Raw genomic sequence first — 15,384 nt, 5'->3', positions numbered from 1 at the left:
GCCGCCATGGTAGCGTTCCCCCGCTCTGCGTTCAAACCGCATGCGGGAGGTCAGCAAAGTGGAGCTTCCTGCTCCGGAAGGTCGAGGGCAGAACCCGATCAGGCACTCGTGACGGGCAGGGGACTTCCGGACCCGAGGCATCAGAACAGCAGGGCAAACCGTGCGGCAGCGCCTCAGACGATCCCCTGTGGTCGCTTCGACCCGAGGACGCTACGGCTGCAGTGCCGATTGCGAGAGGACGTTCAGGGCCTTCCGCAGGTCGGCAGGCTCGAGCCCCGGCAAGCCGGCTTCGATGGCGGCGTGGGTATCGCGCCAGATCGGAACAGCAGAAGCAAGCACCTTGCGCCCTTCGTCCGTGAGGCGGAGCAGGCGATTGCGACGATCGTTCGGGTCAACGGCGATCGCGACAAGGCCATCCCGTTCGAGGGGCTTCAAGGCCGCGGTCAGCGTCGTCCGGTCCATCGCGAGCAATCGCGCGACCTTCCCCACCGCCGGCGGCTCCGGCCGGTTGAGGGCGTTCAGGAGCGAGAACTGGCCGCTTGTCAGTCCGACCGGTCGCAGCACCTCGTCGAAATGCCTTGCGAGGGCGCGAGCGGCGCGCTGAACGTGCAGACACAGGCATGTGTCGCGAATGTGCAGCGTAGCTTCGTAAGGGACCGACTTTGACATGATCCAAATATGTTGATATCAACTTTTCAGTCAAGAACGACATCCGGCAAATTATGCCATTGCGACGATCTGCCGTCGAATAATCCGAGGGAGAGCAAGGATGCGCTATGTGGAAGGCTTCGTGCTAGCCGTGCCGGCTGCGAACAAGGATGTCTATCAGCAGCATGCCGCGGAGGCCGCGTCCCTCTTCAAGGAACTCGGGGCGACGCGGATGGTGGAATGCTGGGGCAACGATGTGCCGAGCGGCAAGCTTACGGACTTTCACAGGGCTGTGCAGGCAAGGGACGATGAGGTCGTGGTGTTCAGCTGGATCGAATATCCCTCGAAGGAGGTTCGCGATTCCGTGAACGAAAAGATCATGACCGACCCGCGCATGAAGGCGATGGGCGAGCAGATGCCGTTCGATGGCAAGCGCATGATCTTCGGCGGCTTCACGCCGATCCTCGACGTCTAAAGCATTTTCAGGCGAAGCGGAAACCGGTTCGCCGTGCGAAAACGCGGCAGACAAGAACTTCCCGAAGCGCTTCGCAACTCCATCAAAACGCAAACCGCTCCAGGAGATGCGGCATGGGTAACCGGCACGGCGATTTCATCTGGTATGAGCTGCTGACAAGCGATGCCCATGCCGCCGCCGATTTCTACGGCAGGGTCGTCGGGTGGCAGGCCCGGGCGGCCGAAGGGTCCGATCGCGACTACAGGATCTTCATGATCGACGGCACGGATGTTGCCGGCTTCATGACGACGCCCGCGGACGTCGACGGGCAAAACAAGATGCGCCCGAGGTGGCTGGGCTATGTCGGGGTCGACAATGTCGACGCCACGGCGTTGGAGATCGTTCAGGCCGGCGGCGCGCAACATATCCCACCAACGGACATCCCCGGCGTCGGCCGTTTCGCGATGGTCTCGGATCCGCAGGGAATTTCCTTCTATGTGCTGCGAGGTGCGACGGACGGGACGAGCACGTCCTTTTCCCAGACCGAGTCCGGCCATTGCCATTGGAATGAGCTTGCAACCAGCGACCAGGGCGCGGCGCTCGCCTTCTACGGCGGCATTTTCGGCTGGGAAAGAGGCGACGCGATGCCGATGGGGGACGCGGGCACCTATCAGTTCATCATTCACGGTGGCGGGCCGATGGGCGCGATGATGACCCGCAGCGAGAACGGGCCTCCTCCTGGCTGGACGTTCTATTTTGGTGTCGCGGACATCGACGTTGCTGCCAAAAGCGTTTCCGCCGGCGGCGGTACGATCCACTATGGCCCCGCCGAGGTGCCGGGCGGCGTCTACATCATCGTCGCCACCGATCCGCAGGGAGCGCTCTTCGGCCTGGTGGGTCCACGCAGGCAATAACGGTGACTGCACGCGAACCGCTCTCATGACCACACGTGGTGCTGACGGCGGCCATCCGGCACGTGTCGCGGGACTGTCCCTCTCAGGTATCGCCGGCGGACCGCAGGGACGATCCGGTGCGGTTGTTGACGATGCGGGGTAGGACATCCTGCTTGCGCCCGGCGACGACAACCAGGCGCTTCACCTCGCCTCTCAGATAGGCCTGAAGGAAGCGGTCGTAGTTCCTGAACGATACACAGCCGTTGGAGTCGCCGTTGGGCCCGAGCATATAGGTATGAGCCAGCAGGCCGTCGCGTCCGTAGACGGCAGCGCTGCCGCCTACCGGATTGAGGCGCAGGGCGCGAACGCCGTGGAACAGCCTCTCGCGCTCGGTGAGGTCGTAGGTGCCCGGTGGTGTCGCGCCACGCATCCGCACATTCACGTATCGCGGGTCGTCGAGCTTCTCGCCGAGGCCGGAATGCGCCTCCAGCTTCTCCCCGTTCGGCATGTGCACGACCTGCGCACTGATGTCGTAGACGGCGGTTCCCGCGCCTGTCGCCGGCTGAGGGCCGACATTGAGGCGGGAACTCGGCGCGATGCTGCCGGTACCGTTTTCCAGCGCAGCATAGCCGAGGGCGGATGAGGGTGGGGACGCCGGTCGAATGCCGAAAAGCTTCTCGATGAAGGACGGGCTGTTCGCGGGCGCGTTCTGCGGAGCCGCGTTTGCCAAGGCCGCGCCTCGTGCCGGAACTGGCGACGGCACGCTGGCGATCCGCGGTGTCTCGGACGGTCTCGGAGCGCGGAGGTCGGCTGGCCGCGGCACGGGCAGGGGCACCGGCATCGGCTGATCGGACTGGGCCATCCTGGCAGGCGGGAGAGGCGGGAGGGGCAAGGCCTGCTCCTGGGACGCTGCCTCCTGTGAAATGGCCGGCACGGGTGGCTCCTTGCCTGCCTCACGCGATGGGAAGGGCGACCGGAAGGCGGATGCAAGCGGCTGGTTGTGCGCGAAGTCGAGCGTCTCGGGCCTCAATGTGGGGGTGGGATCGACGAGCGCCCGGTCGACCAATGGCGGTGAGGCCGTCACCGTCGCGCCCCGCGCGGGAAGCAAGGCGCCGAGGCTGCGCGCGGGTGGTGCGGCGTCTTGATTGGGGCGATCCCTCAGGAAAACGAGGGGACTGATCGCGAGCAACGCGAGGGTGGCCGTCACGACGAGCTTGCGCCGGTTGCGGCGCCGGACGCGGCCGCCTGACGGATAGACTTCGTGCACCATGGCAAACTCTACGCAACAATGCGACTGCGCACGACGTGCCCCAATCAGACATGGAGCCGAGAGCGGACCGGTCGCATGATCGGGGGCCGCCGTGCGCGGAGGAGGATTTCACACCGCCCCATTAAAGGAGGGTGTGGTTAAATTATGGATAATCCCTCGCGTCTTCGCTGCTCGGGGCTGCCCAGGCTGCGACATGGTGCCCGGACGGACCCGCCGCCCGATCCCGCAGACGTCTATGGCGAGGGGCCGGTGGACGCGGACCGTTCCAGGCACGGGCGAAATCCGGCCGCCATTTTATGTCCAGACACCCGGAAACGGGGCCAGGGGATCGTTCTCGTTCGCGGCAACGGGCTGTTTAGGCTTGAAAGCCCCGAGAGGGAGGAACCCACGCAAGAACATGCTTACCGTACAGTAAGATAACCGTTGGGTCATGGCAGCCTCCTGAGAGGAGCGCTGGATCATGATCCTTGGCGAGCGAAGCTGATGTGCTCCGCCGCACGAGGACGAGGATCCGGCCGCGCAGGCGGGCCCGGAGCGCAGGGGGCCGGGGGAGGTCGCGCAGGCGCATGTCCGAGGCGAAATCCCCAAGAGCGACGCGGCCGTCTCCGTGCGGCTTCTCAACTCCCCGCCACCAGGGCCCCCGGTGGCCGTCTCAATCGATAGGGGAGCTGATCATGGGCCAGCCCTAAAGCATCGCGGCCGACTGGCTCTCGAAACTCCACACCGCGCCCGAATTCAGGCGCTCCGGATGGCCGGGATGTGGCCGGCCAGGACGACGGGAGGAAGGTTAGGACATCCCTGCGTCTTCGCACGCCGTGACGAAAGCGAGGAGCCCGGCTCGCAGGGCCTGCGCCATGTCCGGCTCGTCGGCGCTTCTGTTGCGCAGTTCGACCGTCACGTCCGCCTCCGGGACGAGACGCGCCGACATGGTGGTGAGCACTTCCCGCAGAGCGGCCTGTGCATGCGAAGCGCGCGGCGACGTGTTGACCAGCATCACCGGTTTGCCGGGAAACTCCGGCATGCCGACGAGCCAATCGAGCGCGTTCTTGAAGGAGCCTGGAATGCCATGTGCATATTCGGGACAGGCGATCACCCGCCCGTCCGCAGCCGCCACCCGCTGCCGGAGTTGCACGACGCTCTCCGGCAACGCGCTCATCTCGACGTCATAGTTGAAATGGGGCAGGGCACCGATGCTCTCATAGAGGGTGACGACAACGCTCTGCGGAGTGAGTTTCTGCAGGCTGCGTAAGGCACCGGTGTTGTAAGAGCCCGCGCGCAGGCTGCCGGAGAGGGCAAGGAAGTGCATTCGGTGTTTTCTTTAACACATCTCAACCATGTTGGCAGTGTTGAGGCGAGTGTCGGACACAATCCAGCAATTCTCCCGACCGCACAATGCCAGGCGGTGCCGCGGCCCTGGGACATCTGTTCGACCGGATTCATCGTGGTCAGTCAGGATCACTGCGACAAGGCCCCGTCATGCGCTTCCTCGGGAGCAGGCTCATCGGCCGGGTACTTTGTCGCGGTGAACAGCAGCCAAAGGCCCAGCGCCAGCACGACAACCTCGATAAATGTCATGAGAATGACGACCGTCAGGCTGAGGATATCACCTGCCGAAACCCAGGTGGCCGGCCCGCCTGTGGTCTGGATCACGTTGATGCCGGCTTGCGGCGCGCGCAGGAAGTACATGAACAGTTGCACGGCCTCGAACAGCATGATGAGCATCGAGAGAACGAGGCTTATCGTACTCGCCGCGACGCCCGTCCAGACGATCCGGCGCAGGGAGGTCATGGATGGGGAGCGTGCCGGATCGGCGATGCGTTCCGCGAGCAGGATGTACCGATAGGACCAGACTGTCGTGAATGCCAATCCGAGCAGACTTACCGCGGTGAGGTATTGGATCAGCGCCAGGGGGCCCCGTGTCCCCATGCTCGTCCTGCGGTCCAGGACGAAGGCGGAGATGGCCATGGCGACGGAGACCAGGCCGACGCCGACCTGCGCCCAGAAACCGACTCTGCCCGTCCGCAGGAATGCCCTGGCAAGATCGCCCATCGTGCAACCTCCCGTGCGAGGGTGTCCCGCCACTCAGCCGGCGCCACGGGAGCATGTCCCATTGCCGTCGGCGTCGCTGCGCATGTCAGGGAGTTTGCGAGTCCCGCGGGCCTTTTCAATTGGGGAAATCCCTGATCCACCGCGGGAAATGCCCGCGGACGGCCCCTGGCGATGCCCCGGCTGTGTCGGAAGCCGATGCGGGCGACTTCCCGTGGCCATCCTTGCACCGGCGGGTTCTCGATTGCGGGCATTGGAAATTGCCTCCCGAGCAGCAAATGCGAGAATGAGGTGCGTGGCACGCATCTGGGCGAATCCCCTTTCCCTGGCCTCACTTTGGGAACGGATCGAATGGCACAGCTTAATGAACTCAAGGCAGCGTTCTCCGCCGCAGTCGGACATCGCCGATATGTCTTGCCGTCCCTGACGCTTGCCGCCGGCGGCCTGCTCGACCTTGCGATGCTCAAGTTGGGCATCCTGATCGACGCGGACGGTCCCTTCGCGTATCTGCCCTTCGCCATTGCCGTTGCGCTAGCCGCTGCCATGATCATGTGGTGGCTGCTGGTTTACGCCGCGAGCGGCAGGTCGGAGCTGAGAGGTATCGTTGATACCGAAAGGGCGCTGGACGAACTGTCCTCATTTTTCGACGAGGGAAGTTCACAGGTATTCAACGCTGTGGTCGAGAGCGATGCCGATTTGGAGGAATGGCAGCGGCGACGGGAGCAATGGCATGAGAAGGTGCAGCAGTACCTGCAGGTGAACTTCGGGCTGCGCGAGCGAAACATCTTTCGCAATGTGATCCTCACCCAGTCCGTGCAGATTCCAGGCAGCTACAACGACCAGCACAATCACGGGCGGTGCCTGCTCATCCAACAGCTCGAGACGATCCGCGAAACGATCATCCGATACAGCGACCTTGCGGCAAAGCGCCGGGCGGAGAGCAAGTAGACGGCACGGTTCGCCCGCGTGGTCAGGGGGCCTGCCGCGGCAACCGGTCTATGTCTTCGCCCACCCTGCGCTCGATATACGGGTAGAACGGGTTCGATGAGATCCGCACCAGCGCGTCGAGGGGAACGACGAGTACGCCGCGTTCGCCGCGTGGCGTGAGGGCACCGAGGTTGATGCCGAAGCCCTCGGTCTTGTCCGGCTGCGAGCCGTAGAGCGGATCCGTGACCGGGAACGGCAGGGCGACATGGGACAGCGAGAAGGCGGCTGGGGGAAACGCCAAACCGATGGGCGCAACCGCCTCGGCCGTCTCATCTTCTTCGACGGATAGTTCGATGGCCTCCAGTGAGGACGGGTCGGCGTTGGTGACAAGCGTGGTCCGGAAGGCGCGGGGAGCCGGGGGCAGGAGCCGCGCGACGATCGTCTCCATCGAGCGGTCGATCAGGGGACCCAGCCCGATCGCACGGTTGAGGTCGAACAGAGTCAGCTCGCTGCCATTTCGCGGAAGGCGTGCGTAGAGGTTCGTCACGATAGCCCGGGTGCTGACGGTGAAGTCGGCGACCGACTGGAACGTATGGATCGGCGGGAGGGCGGCAATGCTGCCATCGGCGACCGCCCGGTTGATCTGGTCCTGGAGGGCCTGGGTGACCTGAAAGGCCTGCCGTGCCCCGTTGACGGGGAAGGAGTTGTACTTGAACGGGTTGAACTCCGGCAGCACGTCGAGCCAAGCGGCGTTCGCGAATGCCGGAAAGAACGCAGGCAACCCGGCAAGCCCGGCGTAGCGAGCGAAAACTGTGATGCCGACCATCGGCGAGAGCAGGACGAGACGCTCGGGCCGCGGAAGGTCATCGCGCGCGATGGCGTCCAGCGCGTATTTCACCGCCAGCGCGCCTCCGTTCGAGAAGCCGACGACGTGAAGCCGCTTGCCCGCGCCAGCCCGGCGGACGGCCTCCCGCACCGCCAGGCGGGTGGCGGCCATCCAGTCCTCCCATTGCACCTCAGTGAGCGCAGCGGGAACGGTGCCATGGCCGGGCAGGCGGATGCCGACGGCGACGAAGCCGTGGTCGCGATAGACGGCAGCGAGATGGCGGAGGCTGTACGGGGCGTCCGTGAGCCCGTGCAGGAACACGGCGGCCCCGACTGGGGCTCCGTCAGGCTCCATGACATAGGATCGGTTCCAGTCCGTTCCGAAGGTTCCCGGGTCGACCGGGCTGCCCGTGACATAGCGGCTGAGCGGCACTGCGGCGCCGTCCCCGGGGGGGCGGAAGGCCTCCCGCCTCACGTCGGCCATCAGCCGCTGCTCCACCTGGAGGTAGCCTGCCCAGTCGAGACCATCGATGGCCTCCGCATCGGGTTCGTCCGGCACGAAGGTGTGCCACGGCTCCAGCGGCGGGGCACGCAGGGCATCCCAGGCCCGGAACGAGAGGCCGGCGATGACGAGACACGCGGCCAGCGTCATGAGGATGCCTGCGCCGAGCGCAATTCGCTTCAGCCATGCACGGGTGGTCGCCCTCAAGGTCCGCTCCTCGGTGCACCGAACCGGGTCCAAGCGGCAAATCGGGCTCGGTCCCGTAACGGGGCGGCCTTTGAGGTTCGCCTCGACAGATCGCCCTGGCCATTGTGGAAAACCCTGACCCGTCGGGGAAGAAACCCTGAACGGGGATGAATTGTTGGACTTGTCCGGTGGTGCGCTCCTGCCCGGTTGCCGTTGCAGCCCTGCTCCCGATCGGCCGTTCGTCAGTCCGGCTTGGGCGCAGGCTTGCCGAGGCACACATCCAGGAGGTCCCTTGGCACGCTGTCCGTGAAGAAGGGTTCGTGCCGCGAGAGCGCCTCGACCGCCGCGATCAGGAACCGGCGGGCCTCGGACTTGGACAGGTAGCCGCGGGCACCCGCCTCGAGCAGCCTCCGGATCAGTTGCCTGCCCCCATGCATGGTAAAGATCAGCACCTCGGTCCTGGGGCATGACGCGCGGATCGCCCGAGCGGCATCGATGCCGTTCATGAGCGGAAGCCGGTAATCCAGGACGGCGACGTCCGGGCGGGTCTCGACGGCGAGATCGACCGCCTGCCGGCCGTCGGCGGCTTCCGCCACGATCTCCCACCCCGGCTGCGCCCCGAGGATCGCGCGAAGGTTGGACCGGACCTCGTCGTGGTCATCTGCGATCAGGATGCGGGTCGTGGCCGGAGACATCATTGACGGAGGGCCTCGCAGGGATCACGGGCGCCATGCCCCATGGCCCGTGAGCGACCTCGGACGCTGCGTGAATGGCGCCTGGGACGAGGCACGCGGCGAACGCTCACCACGCCGTCATCCCTTTACCGCCACGAACAGCGACTGTCCGTCGCGACTGACCCGCAGCAGGACCGGCCTGTTCTGCCGCTGAGCCTCGGCCCACGCATTCGCCAGGTCGGCGGGAGCGGTCACGGCCTGGTTGTTGGCCGAGACAATGACGTCTCCCTGCCGCAGCCCGGTCTCGGCCGCGGGGCTGCCGGGCTCGACCTGCTGGATCAGGAGACCGGACGTTCCCGGCTCGAGGCCGAGCCGGCCGCGGGCTGTGTCCGGCACCGGAGCCAGGGTCACGCCGAGGCGCCTGCCACCGCCGCTCGGGCCCTCGAGCGCGGCCTGCTGCGACTGCTCGTCCGGCCGCGACCCAATGGTCATGCTCAGCTCCTTCTTCTGCCCGTCGCCGAAGATGGTGATCCGGGACTCGGTGCCGGGCTTCGCCGCCGCGACCGCCCGCGACAGGTCGCGTCCGCTCTCGACCGGCTTGCCGTTGAAGTCGGTGATCACGTCGCCGACGCGGAGTCCCGCCCGCGCGGCCGGGCCGCCGGGCTCCACCGCCGCGACGATTACGCCCGTCTCGTCCGGCCGGCCCAGCGCCTGCGCGATCGCGGGGGTGATTTCCTGCAAGCTCACCCCGATGTGACCGCGCTCGACACGTCCGGTCCGGATCAACTGGTCTGTGACGCTCCTGGCGACACGGGACGGCACTGCGAAACCGATGCCGACATTGCCGCCGGTGGGCGAGAAGATCGCCGTGTTGACGCCGATCACCTCGCCGCGGGCGTTGAACAGCGGGCCGCCAGAATTGCCGCGGTTGATTGAGGCGTCAGTCTGGAGATAGTCATCGTATGGCCCGGATCGGATGTCGCGCGATTGCGCCGAGATCACGCCGACCGTGACCGTGCCCCCGAGTCCGAAGGGGCTGCCGATAGCGATCGCCCACGAGCCGGGCTCGGCCGCATCGGAGTCTCCCCACGAAGTGACCGCGGTCCCGGAGGGCGGATCGACCTTCAGCACCGCGAGGTCCGTGGCCGGATCGCGGCCGACGAGACGGGCCGGAACGCGGGTGCTGGTCCCGAACACGACTTGGATCTCCTCGGCATCGCCGATGACGTGATCGTTGGTCACCACATGGCCATCCGGGCTGATCACGAAACCCGACCCGAGGGACTGCCGCGGCTGCTGCCGCGGGTCCATTCGCTGCTCGAAGTAACGGCGGAAGAACTCGCGGAACGGCAGGTCCTCCGGCAGGGACGGAACAGCCTCCCGTTCCTGGACCCGCTGCCTGGTCGTGATGGCGACGACCGTCGGCATCTTCGCGCGCACGATGGCCGTGAAGTCGGTCGGAACAGGTGATCCCTGGGCGAGGGCCGGAGTGATTATCGCCGGACAGCCTGCGGTGAAGAGGGTGCCTGCGAGCACCCCTGAGCAAAGGGTGGATTTCCATTTCCAAAGGGGCATGCGGCGTCTCCTGGGCGATGCCGGAACCAAGGCCAGTCTTGTCCCCGTCCGGCCGCCTGCCTATTGGGGCGAACCCTGAGATCGGGAAGCATGACGCCTGAGAGGCCGCGGGCACGAATCCTGACCGGAGCCCTCGTTCGGCCCCTCGCGACCCTGTTCGGATGACTGCTGGCGCAGGAGCGGGGTGCAATCGCCTTCGCGCTCAATGACATCCCATTCATCGGTCCCATCATTGCCACCCTGTTCCCGACTCTGCTCGCAATGCTGGAGTTCGAGAGTTGGCAAGCAAACCTGGCGTTCTTGCCGGCCCCAACGTGACCCAGTCGCTGGTCGGCAGGTATGTCCAGCCGCGCCTGTCCGGCAGCGTGCTTTCGATGTCGCCGTTCATGGTCCTGTTCTCGATCATCACCCGGGCGGTGTGATGCACGCCGTCGAACGACCGTGCGGCGACAGGCTCAGGTCGCCGAGGAGGGCGGCTGGGCGAGGTTCGCGGCGATCGGGAGCCCCGCTTCGCCGGATGCCAGGCTGGGTTGCCCTGCGTCCGACCTGCCTAGTGGTGCCGCGCGGGCCTGAAGGCGAGGGCCAGCGTCAGCAGGGGACTTGCGATATTGAAGAAGCAGAACGGCAGGTAGAGCAGGGTGGGAATCCCGAGCACGGCTGCCATGTATGCGCCGCACGAGTTCCAGGGCACGAGCGGCGACGTGACCGTTCCGGCATCCGCGATAGTATGCGACAGGCCCGTGGCCGGAAGACCGCGTCTCTCGAACTCCTCGCGGAACAGCCGCGCCGGCAGGATCACGGCTACGTACCGGTCGCCGACGACGATATTGAGCCCGAATGCGGTAACCGCCACGGCGATAGTGAGCTGTCCCGGCGTACGGGCCCACCGGATCATCGGCATCACGAGCTTGGAGAGCAGGCCGAATTCCTGGAGCAGGCTTCCGTAGACCAGTGCGCCCAGGATCAGCCAGATGGTCATGAGCATGCTGTCCATGCCGCCGCGCGTCAGCAGGCTGTCAACGACGGGAATGCCTGAGTTGGCATGGTACCCGGTCGCCATGGCCTGCCAGACGCCCTTGAGGAAGGCGGCCGAAGTGCCGAGGTCGGCCACGCCGACGAAGCGCAGGACGGCGTCGGGTTGCAGGAACGGCGCCAGCAGTCCCGCAAACAACGCGGCGGCCATGATCGCCAGGGAGGCCGGAACACCGACGGCGGACAGGGTGAACAGGACCAAGAGGGGCAACAGGTTGAGTGGCGTGATCCTGAACAGGGTGTCGAGGGCCGCCAGCTCCGAGGCGATGACGGCATCGCCGGCCCCGTCGGTACCGTCGGTCAGGCCAAGGATCGCGAAGATCATGGCGGCGAGGATGAACGTGGGGGCCGACGTCTTGACTTGGTGGCGGAGGTGGGTGTGCACGGTGTTCCCGGTGAGTTCGGCGACCAGGACGGTGCTGGGCGAAAGCGGGGAGAGCTTGGCCCCGAAGAAAGTCCCCGAGATGACGGCACCAGCCGTGATCACGGGCGAGACACCGACGAGGGTGGCCAATCCCATCAGCCCCACCCCGATGGTCCCGGCCGTGGCCCAGGTGCTGCCGATGCCGAAGGCGAGGACGGCGCAACCGACGGCCGCGGCAAGGTAGAACCAATCGGGATGGAAGAGCCGGAGACCGTAGAACACCAGAGTGGGGATCGTGCCCGACAGGTTCCAGGTTCCGATGAGGGCGCCCGTCGCGAGCAGGATGTAGGTGACGCCGACCATCGAGGCCATGCCCCTGCGTCCCACGGCCTCGACGTCCTCCCACCGATGGCCGTTCCAGAGCCCGATGAGCGCGGCGACCATGGCAGCGAGGATCAATGCCACCTGCAACGGTCCCTCGGTCGCGTCGAGCCCGAACAAGGCCATCGCTCCCCCGATCAGCACGGCAAGGGCCACGATCGGCGAAATCGCGTCGAGATAGGATGGCTCCTGGATCCGGCCGGGCAGGGAGGTTTCTTCCGTCATGCCGGCCCCTTGACGCAGCGGGACGGGGTCCGTCCCGCGATCAGGCGGGCGGAGCCGGTGAAACCACCCGTCGTCATGATGGCGTGTAACCTCATGGCCGGCATTCCTCCGGTTGCCGTGGAACGTCCGCCCGCTGCTCGTCGGGCTGGGCCAGCCCGACGAGCAACCTAGGGCTCGACCAACTTGTTGCGGATAGCGTAGCGGACCAGGTCGGCGGCGGAATGCGCGTTGATCTTGCGCATGGCGGCGGCGCGGTGGGTCTCCACAGTCTTCAGGTTGATGGCGAGAAGCTGCGCCGCCTCCTTGTTCGTGCGCCCTTCCGCGATGAGCTGCACCACGACGCGCTCACGGGGCGATAGTGCGTCGCCCGGCGCAGTTCCCCTCGCCAGGTAGGCCGCCAACAAGGCCTCCGACACGCGCCCGGTGAAGAACGGCTGGTGCCGGGCCAGGGTTGCGACCGCCGCGATCAGGAAGCGCCGTGCGTCCGACTTGAGCAGGTAGCCCCGGGCGCCCGCCTCGAGGAGTTCCCGGACCAGCGGCTCGCTCTCGTGCATGGTGAAGATGAGCACCTCTGTCTCGGGTTGGAAAGCCCGGATCTCGCGGGTCGCATCGACGCCGTTCATGAGCGGGAGCTGGTAGTCGAGGATGGCGACATCCGGCAGGGTCGAGGCGGCCAGCTCCACCGCCTGCTTTCCGTCCTCGGCCTCGGCGACCACCTCCCAGCCAGGCTGGCTGCTCAGGATGGCGTGAAGGCCGGAGCGGACGACATCATGGTCGTCGGCAATCAGGATGCGGGTCATGGTCGAGGACCGTGTCATTCGGCGCGATCCTCATTCATACGCCGGAAGGCTCGGTGGTGGCACTCCGGTGAAACCCTGAAATCCAGCGGGATGACTCCGCAGGCGCATGGAGTGCAGCGCGGGGGACGGACGCCGGTCTGGGGACCATGGCCTCCAGGTTTTCCAGGTTCTCGAGGTTGCGGGGAACGCGGGCGCGGACCACCGTCCCGGTGCTTCCCGTGCGGATCCTGAGGGTGCCGCCGAACTGGTGCAGGCGAATGCGCATGCCCGGTATGCCCACGCCGAGGGTGGGCTTGCCGGTCTTTGATGCAGCAGGCTTCGCCTGCATCCCATGTCCGTCGTCGGCGACGCACAGGAAGACCTCCCCCGGTGTGGTATGCACATCGACGACGACCCTCGTGGCGCCGGCATGGCGGTGGACGTTTGACAAGGCCTCCTGGACGGTCCGGAACAGGGCCCGGCGGACCTCGACCCGCAGTTCGTCCGCACCCTCGTCGATCCTACACGTGACCTCCAGGCCGGTGCGGTCGGAGAAGCCGTCGGCAAAGGCCTGAACCGCCTCCCTGAAGCCGCTCTCCTCGAGGCTGGCCGGATGAAGCAGGTAGGTGAACAGGCGCAGCTCCTTGAGCGCCTCCTCCAGCAGATGGTCGATCTCGCCGAGAAGCCGTTGCCCATCCCGCTGCGGCAACAGCCGCTCGACCTTCATCAGGTTGAGCCCGACGGCGACCAGGTACTGTGTCGTGGAGTCGTGGAGTTCCGACGCGATGCGCTGGCGTTCCTCTTCCTGGAGCGATAGCAGGCGCTCCGACAGCTCGCTGACCGCGGCCCGGGCGGCCATCAGTTCCGTGACGTCCTCATGGGAGACGAGGATGCGGGCCTTGTCCCCGATCCGGAAGCGGCGCGCCCGGATCGTGAACCAGCGGTCGTCGCCGGCAGGAGAGATCCGGAAGAGGCCTTGGCAGCTGGAGCGGGAGCCCGCAATCACCTCCTCCGTCGCGCTGAGCCACCTCTCGCCGGCGACGGCGACATCGAGGTATCGGCATCCGACGCCCTGCGCGGGGAAGCCTGGCCCTGTGGAACCGATGAAACGGCGCCAGGCCTGGTTCACGGCGATGATGCGGCCGTGCTCATCGAGGATGGCGATCTGCTTGGTGAGGGCGTCGAGCGACGATTGCAGAAGCTCGCGCTCCTCGATTACGGCGCGATGGGCGAGGACCCGGTCGGTGACGTCGCTGAAATAGACGCTGGCGCCCTGGGCCGATGGGAACGCGCGCAGGTCGATGAAGCGATCGGGGCGCATGAAGGAGGGGACTTCGCCGCCGAACGCCTTGCTGTGCTCGAGTGCCTGCATCACAGCCTGGGCGCAGGCGGCGTTGCGCTCCACCAGGTCGAGATAGGAGAGCCCGATGAACTCTCTGCGCCGTCGGCCAAACCAGCGCAGGGTCGCCGAGTTGGCGTCCGTGATCCGGTAGGATCGATCGAGCGTGAAATAGCAGTCCGTGATGCTCTCGAGGATGTTGCCCATCCGCGCGTTGGCGGCCAGGAGCTCGCTTCCCGTCGCCGCGGCCGTGAGCTTCAGGGAGTCAACCGGGCCGACGTTCCGGAGCAGGGCCCGGACGGCGATGCCACCGATCAGGATGAGGGCGAGGCTGGCGAGCGACGATTGGTAGAGCGCACTGAGGAGGGGCGCATTGGACACGGCGGTGGGGAGGACGGAAACGGCCGTATACCCTGTCTCTGGTGACCGTTCGAAGGTGGTGAGATAGCCTCCCACGGCCTCGACCTGGCCGCTGCCGCCGGAAAACAGTGTGGCCGGCTCAGGCAACAGGGCAGCGCCCGAAAGGGCCGCACCGGTGACGAGCTGCTGGAACTTGCGGTCGAGCAGGACCGTCCCCCACTGGGTCGGCCGGACGGCGTTCCGGACGGCCTGATTGAGGTGCTCTTCCGGCACGAGAAGCGACAGGGCTCGGTTCATTTTGCCGCTTGCGTCGCCCAGCCTAAGGCTGATCGCGACGATCCACCGCTTCGCAAACGGGGAGTATATGCGGTCCGACACGCTGAGTCCTGCGGTACGGGCCACCTCAAGGCGATCACGGACGCCGGGAAGCTCATCGATGCGGGGGAGGTCCGACCCAAAGGGGTCCGTGCTCCTGAGCAGCACCCTGTCACGGTCCCAAAGTGTAAACCAGGCCCCGTCCGGCCGGGGTGTCGCCTGGAGCTGGCGATGGAACCCCTCGAGATTGTCCGTCTGGAGCAGCGGCGAGCGCGAGAGCCCCTTGAGGAGATACCCCATGGCTTGCACCTCGCGCTCGACCGCGTTGGTCGCCGCGATAGCCGCTACTAAGCCGTGATGCGCGATTTCGTGCCGGGCCCCATAGGCATGCCAGAACAGGGTCGTCCACATGGTCAGGAGGGAGAGGCCGATCGTGGACGCGGCAATGAGAATGATCGATCGGTGAGTCCCGCTGCGGTCGGTGGCTCCGAGCGTCGGGAGCCTGAGATCCACCGAGGAGAACATGTCGCCTCCAGCCTAGATCGTGTTTCGGGCACGCTGACGGGCTTACCAAACCGTACCGGGCCGG

General features: G+C 66.2%; 14 protein-coding genes. 4 read left to right on the top strand and 10 right to left on the bottom strand.

The window, feature by feature from the left end; all coding sequences use genetic code 11:
* Positions 1–210 precede the first annotated feature (210 nt).
* A complete protein-coding gene (locus tag AC522E_RS10895) occupies positions 211–669 on the bottom strand; it encodes a MarR family winged helix-turn-helix transcriptional regulator (protein WP_500750470.1) in 459 nt (152 codons plus the stop codon).
* Between the two features lie 100 nt (positions 670–769).
* Here AC522E_RS10895 and AC522E_RS10890 point away from each other — a divergent pair, with 100 nt between their 5' ends.
* Entirely contained in the window at positions 770–1,123 is a 354-nt protein-coding gene (locus tag AC522E_RS10890) for a DUF1428 domain-containing protein (RefSeq protein ID WP_500750469.1), read from the top strand.
* Positions 1,124–1,236: 113 nt separating this feature from the next.
* Positions 1,237–2,016 carry a VOC family protein gene (locus AC522E_RS10885; protein ID WP_500750468.1) on the top strand — a complete coding sequence of 260 codons (780 nt, stop codon included), beginning with the start codon at positions 1,237–1,239 and terminating at the stop codon, positions 2,014–2,016.
* Positions 2,017–2,098: 82 nt separating this feature from the next.
* On the opposite strand, the gene AC522E_RS10880 is transcribed toward AC522E_RS10885, so the two are convergent.
* The 3 genes from AC522E_RS10880 to AC522E_RS10870 all read right to left on the bottom strand — a co-directional run bounded on the left by AC522E_RS10880 (position 2,099) and on the right by AC522E_RS10870 (position 5,314).
* Complete coding sequence (locus AC522E_RS10880) at positions 2,099–3,265, bottom strand: tlde1 domain-containing protein (RefSeq protein ID WP_500750467.1); 1,167 nt, start codon at positions 3,263–3,265, stop codon at positions 2,099–2,101.
* A 787-nt stretch (positions 3,266–4,052) separates the two neighbouring features.
* Positions 4,053–4,571 carry an NADPH-dependent FMN reductase gene (locus tag AC522E_RS10875; RefSeq protein ID WP_500750466.1) on the bottom strand — a complete coding sequence of 173 codons (519 nt, stop codon included), beginning with the start codon at positions 4,569–4,571 and terminating at the stop codon, positions 4,053–4,055.
* A 149-nt stretch (positions 4,572–4,720) separates the two neighbouring features.
* Positions 4,721–5,314 (bottom strand): DUF3611 family protein, encoded by a 594-nt coding sequence (locus tag AC522E_RS10870; protein ID WP_500750465.1) that lies wholly within the window; start codon positions 5,312–5,314, stop codon positions 4,721–4,723.
* 348 nt (positions 5,315–5,662) lie between these two features.
* Between AC522E_RS10870 and AC522E_RS10865 the strand changes: the two genes are divergently transcribed.
* Positions 5,663–6,259: a hypothetical protein gene (locus AC522E_RS10865; protein ID WP_500750464.1), complete on the top strand. Its 597-nt coding sequence runs from the start codon at positions 5,663–5,665 to the stop codon at positions 6,257–6,259.
* A gap of 22 nt (positions 6,260–6,281) precedes the next feature.
* Here the strand turns inward: AC522E_RS10865 and AC522E_RS10860 are convergent, their stop codons facing one another.
* From AC522E_RS10860 to AC522E_RS10850, 3 genes are all read right to left on the bottom strand, one after another.
* Positions 6,282–7,772, bottom strand: a complete 1,491-nt coding sequence (locus tag AC522E_RS10860; protein WP_500750463.1) for an alpha/beta hydrolase — start codon at positions 7,770–7,772, stop codon at positions 6,282–6,284.
* Positions 7,773–7,993: 221 nt separating this feature from the next.
* Positions 7,994–8,449 carry a response regulator gene (locus AC522E_RS10855; RefSeq protein WP_500750462.1) on the bottom strand — a complete coding sequence of 152 codons (456 nt, stop codon included), beginning with the start codon at positions 8,447–8,449 and terminating at the stop codon, positions 7,994–7,996.
* A gap of 114 nt (positions 8,450–8,563) precedes the next feature.
* Complete coding sequence (locus AC522E_RS10850; protein ID WP_500750461.1) at positions 8,564–10,000, bottom strand: Do family serine endopeptidase; 1,437 nt, start codon at positions 9,998–10,000, stop codon at positions 8,564–8,566.
* Between the two features lie 278 nt (positions 10,001–10,278).
* On the opposite strand from AC522E_RS10850, the gene AC522E_RS10845 reads away from it, so the two are divergent.
* Positions 10,279–10,422 (top strand): hypothetical protein, encoded by a 144-nt coding sequence (locus AC522E_RS10845; protein WP_500750459.1) that lies wholly within the window; start codon positions 10,279–10,281, stop codon positions 10,420–10,422.
* Between the two features lie 128 nt (positions 10,423–10,550).
* Here the strand turns inward: AC522E_RS10845 and AC522E_RS10840 are convergent, their stop codons facing one another.
* The 3 genes from AC522E_RS10840 to AC522E_RS10830 form a co-directional block, all read right to left on the bottom strand.
* Positions 10,551–12,002 (bottom strand): Na+/H+ antiporter NhaC family protein, encoded by a 1,452-nt coding sequence (locus AC522E_RS10840; protein WP_500750458.1) that lies wholly within the window; start codon positions 12,000–12,002, stop codon positions 10,551–10,553.
* Between the two features lie 167 nt (positions 12,003–12,169).
* On the bottom strand, positions 12,170–12,802 hold the full coding sequence (locus AC522E_RS10835) for a response regulator (RefSeq protein WP_500750649.1): 633 nt from the start codon (positions 12,800–12,802) through the stop codon (positions 12,170–12,172).
* Positions 12,803–12,836: 34 nt separating this feature from the next.
* Entirely contained in the window at positions 12,837–15,320 is a 2,484-nt protein-coding gene (locus tag AC522E_RS10830; RefSeq protein ID WP_500750457.1) for a sensor histidine kinase, read from the bottom strand.
* Between the last annotated feature and the right edge of the window lie 64 nt (positions 15,321–15,384).

The sequence above is a fragment of the Microvirga sp. BF8 genome, from assembly GCF_059888585.1.
This window is presented reverse-complemented; position numbering and strand designations above follow the sequence as displayed.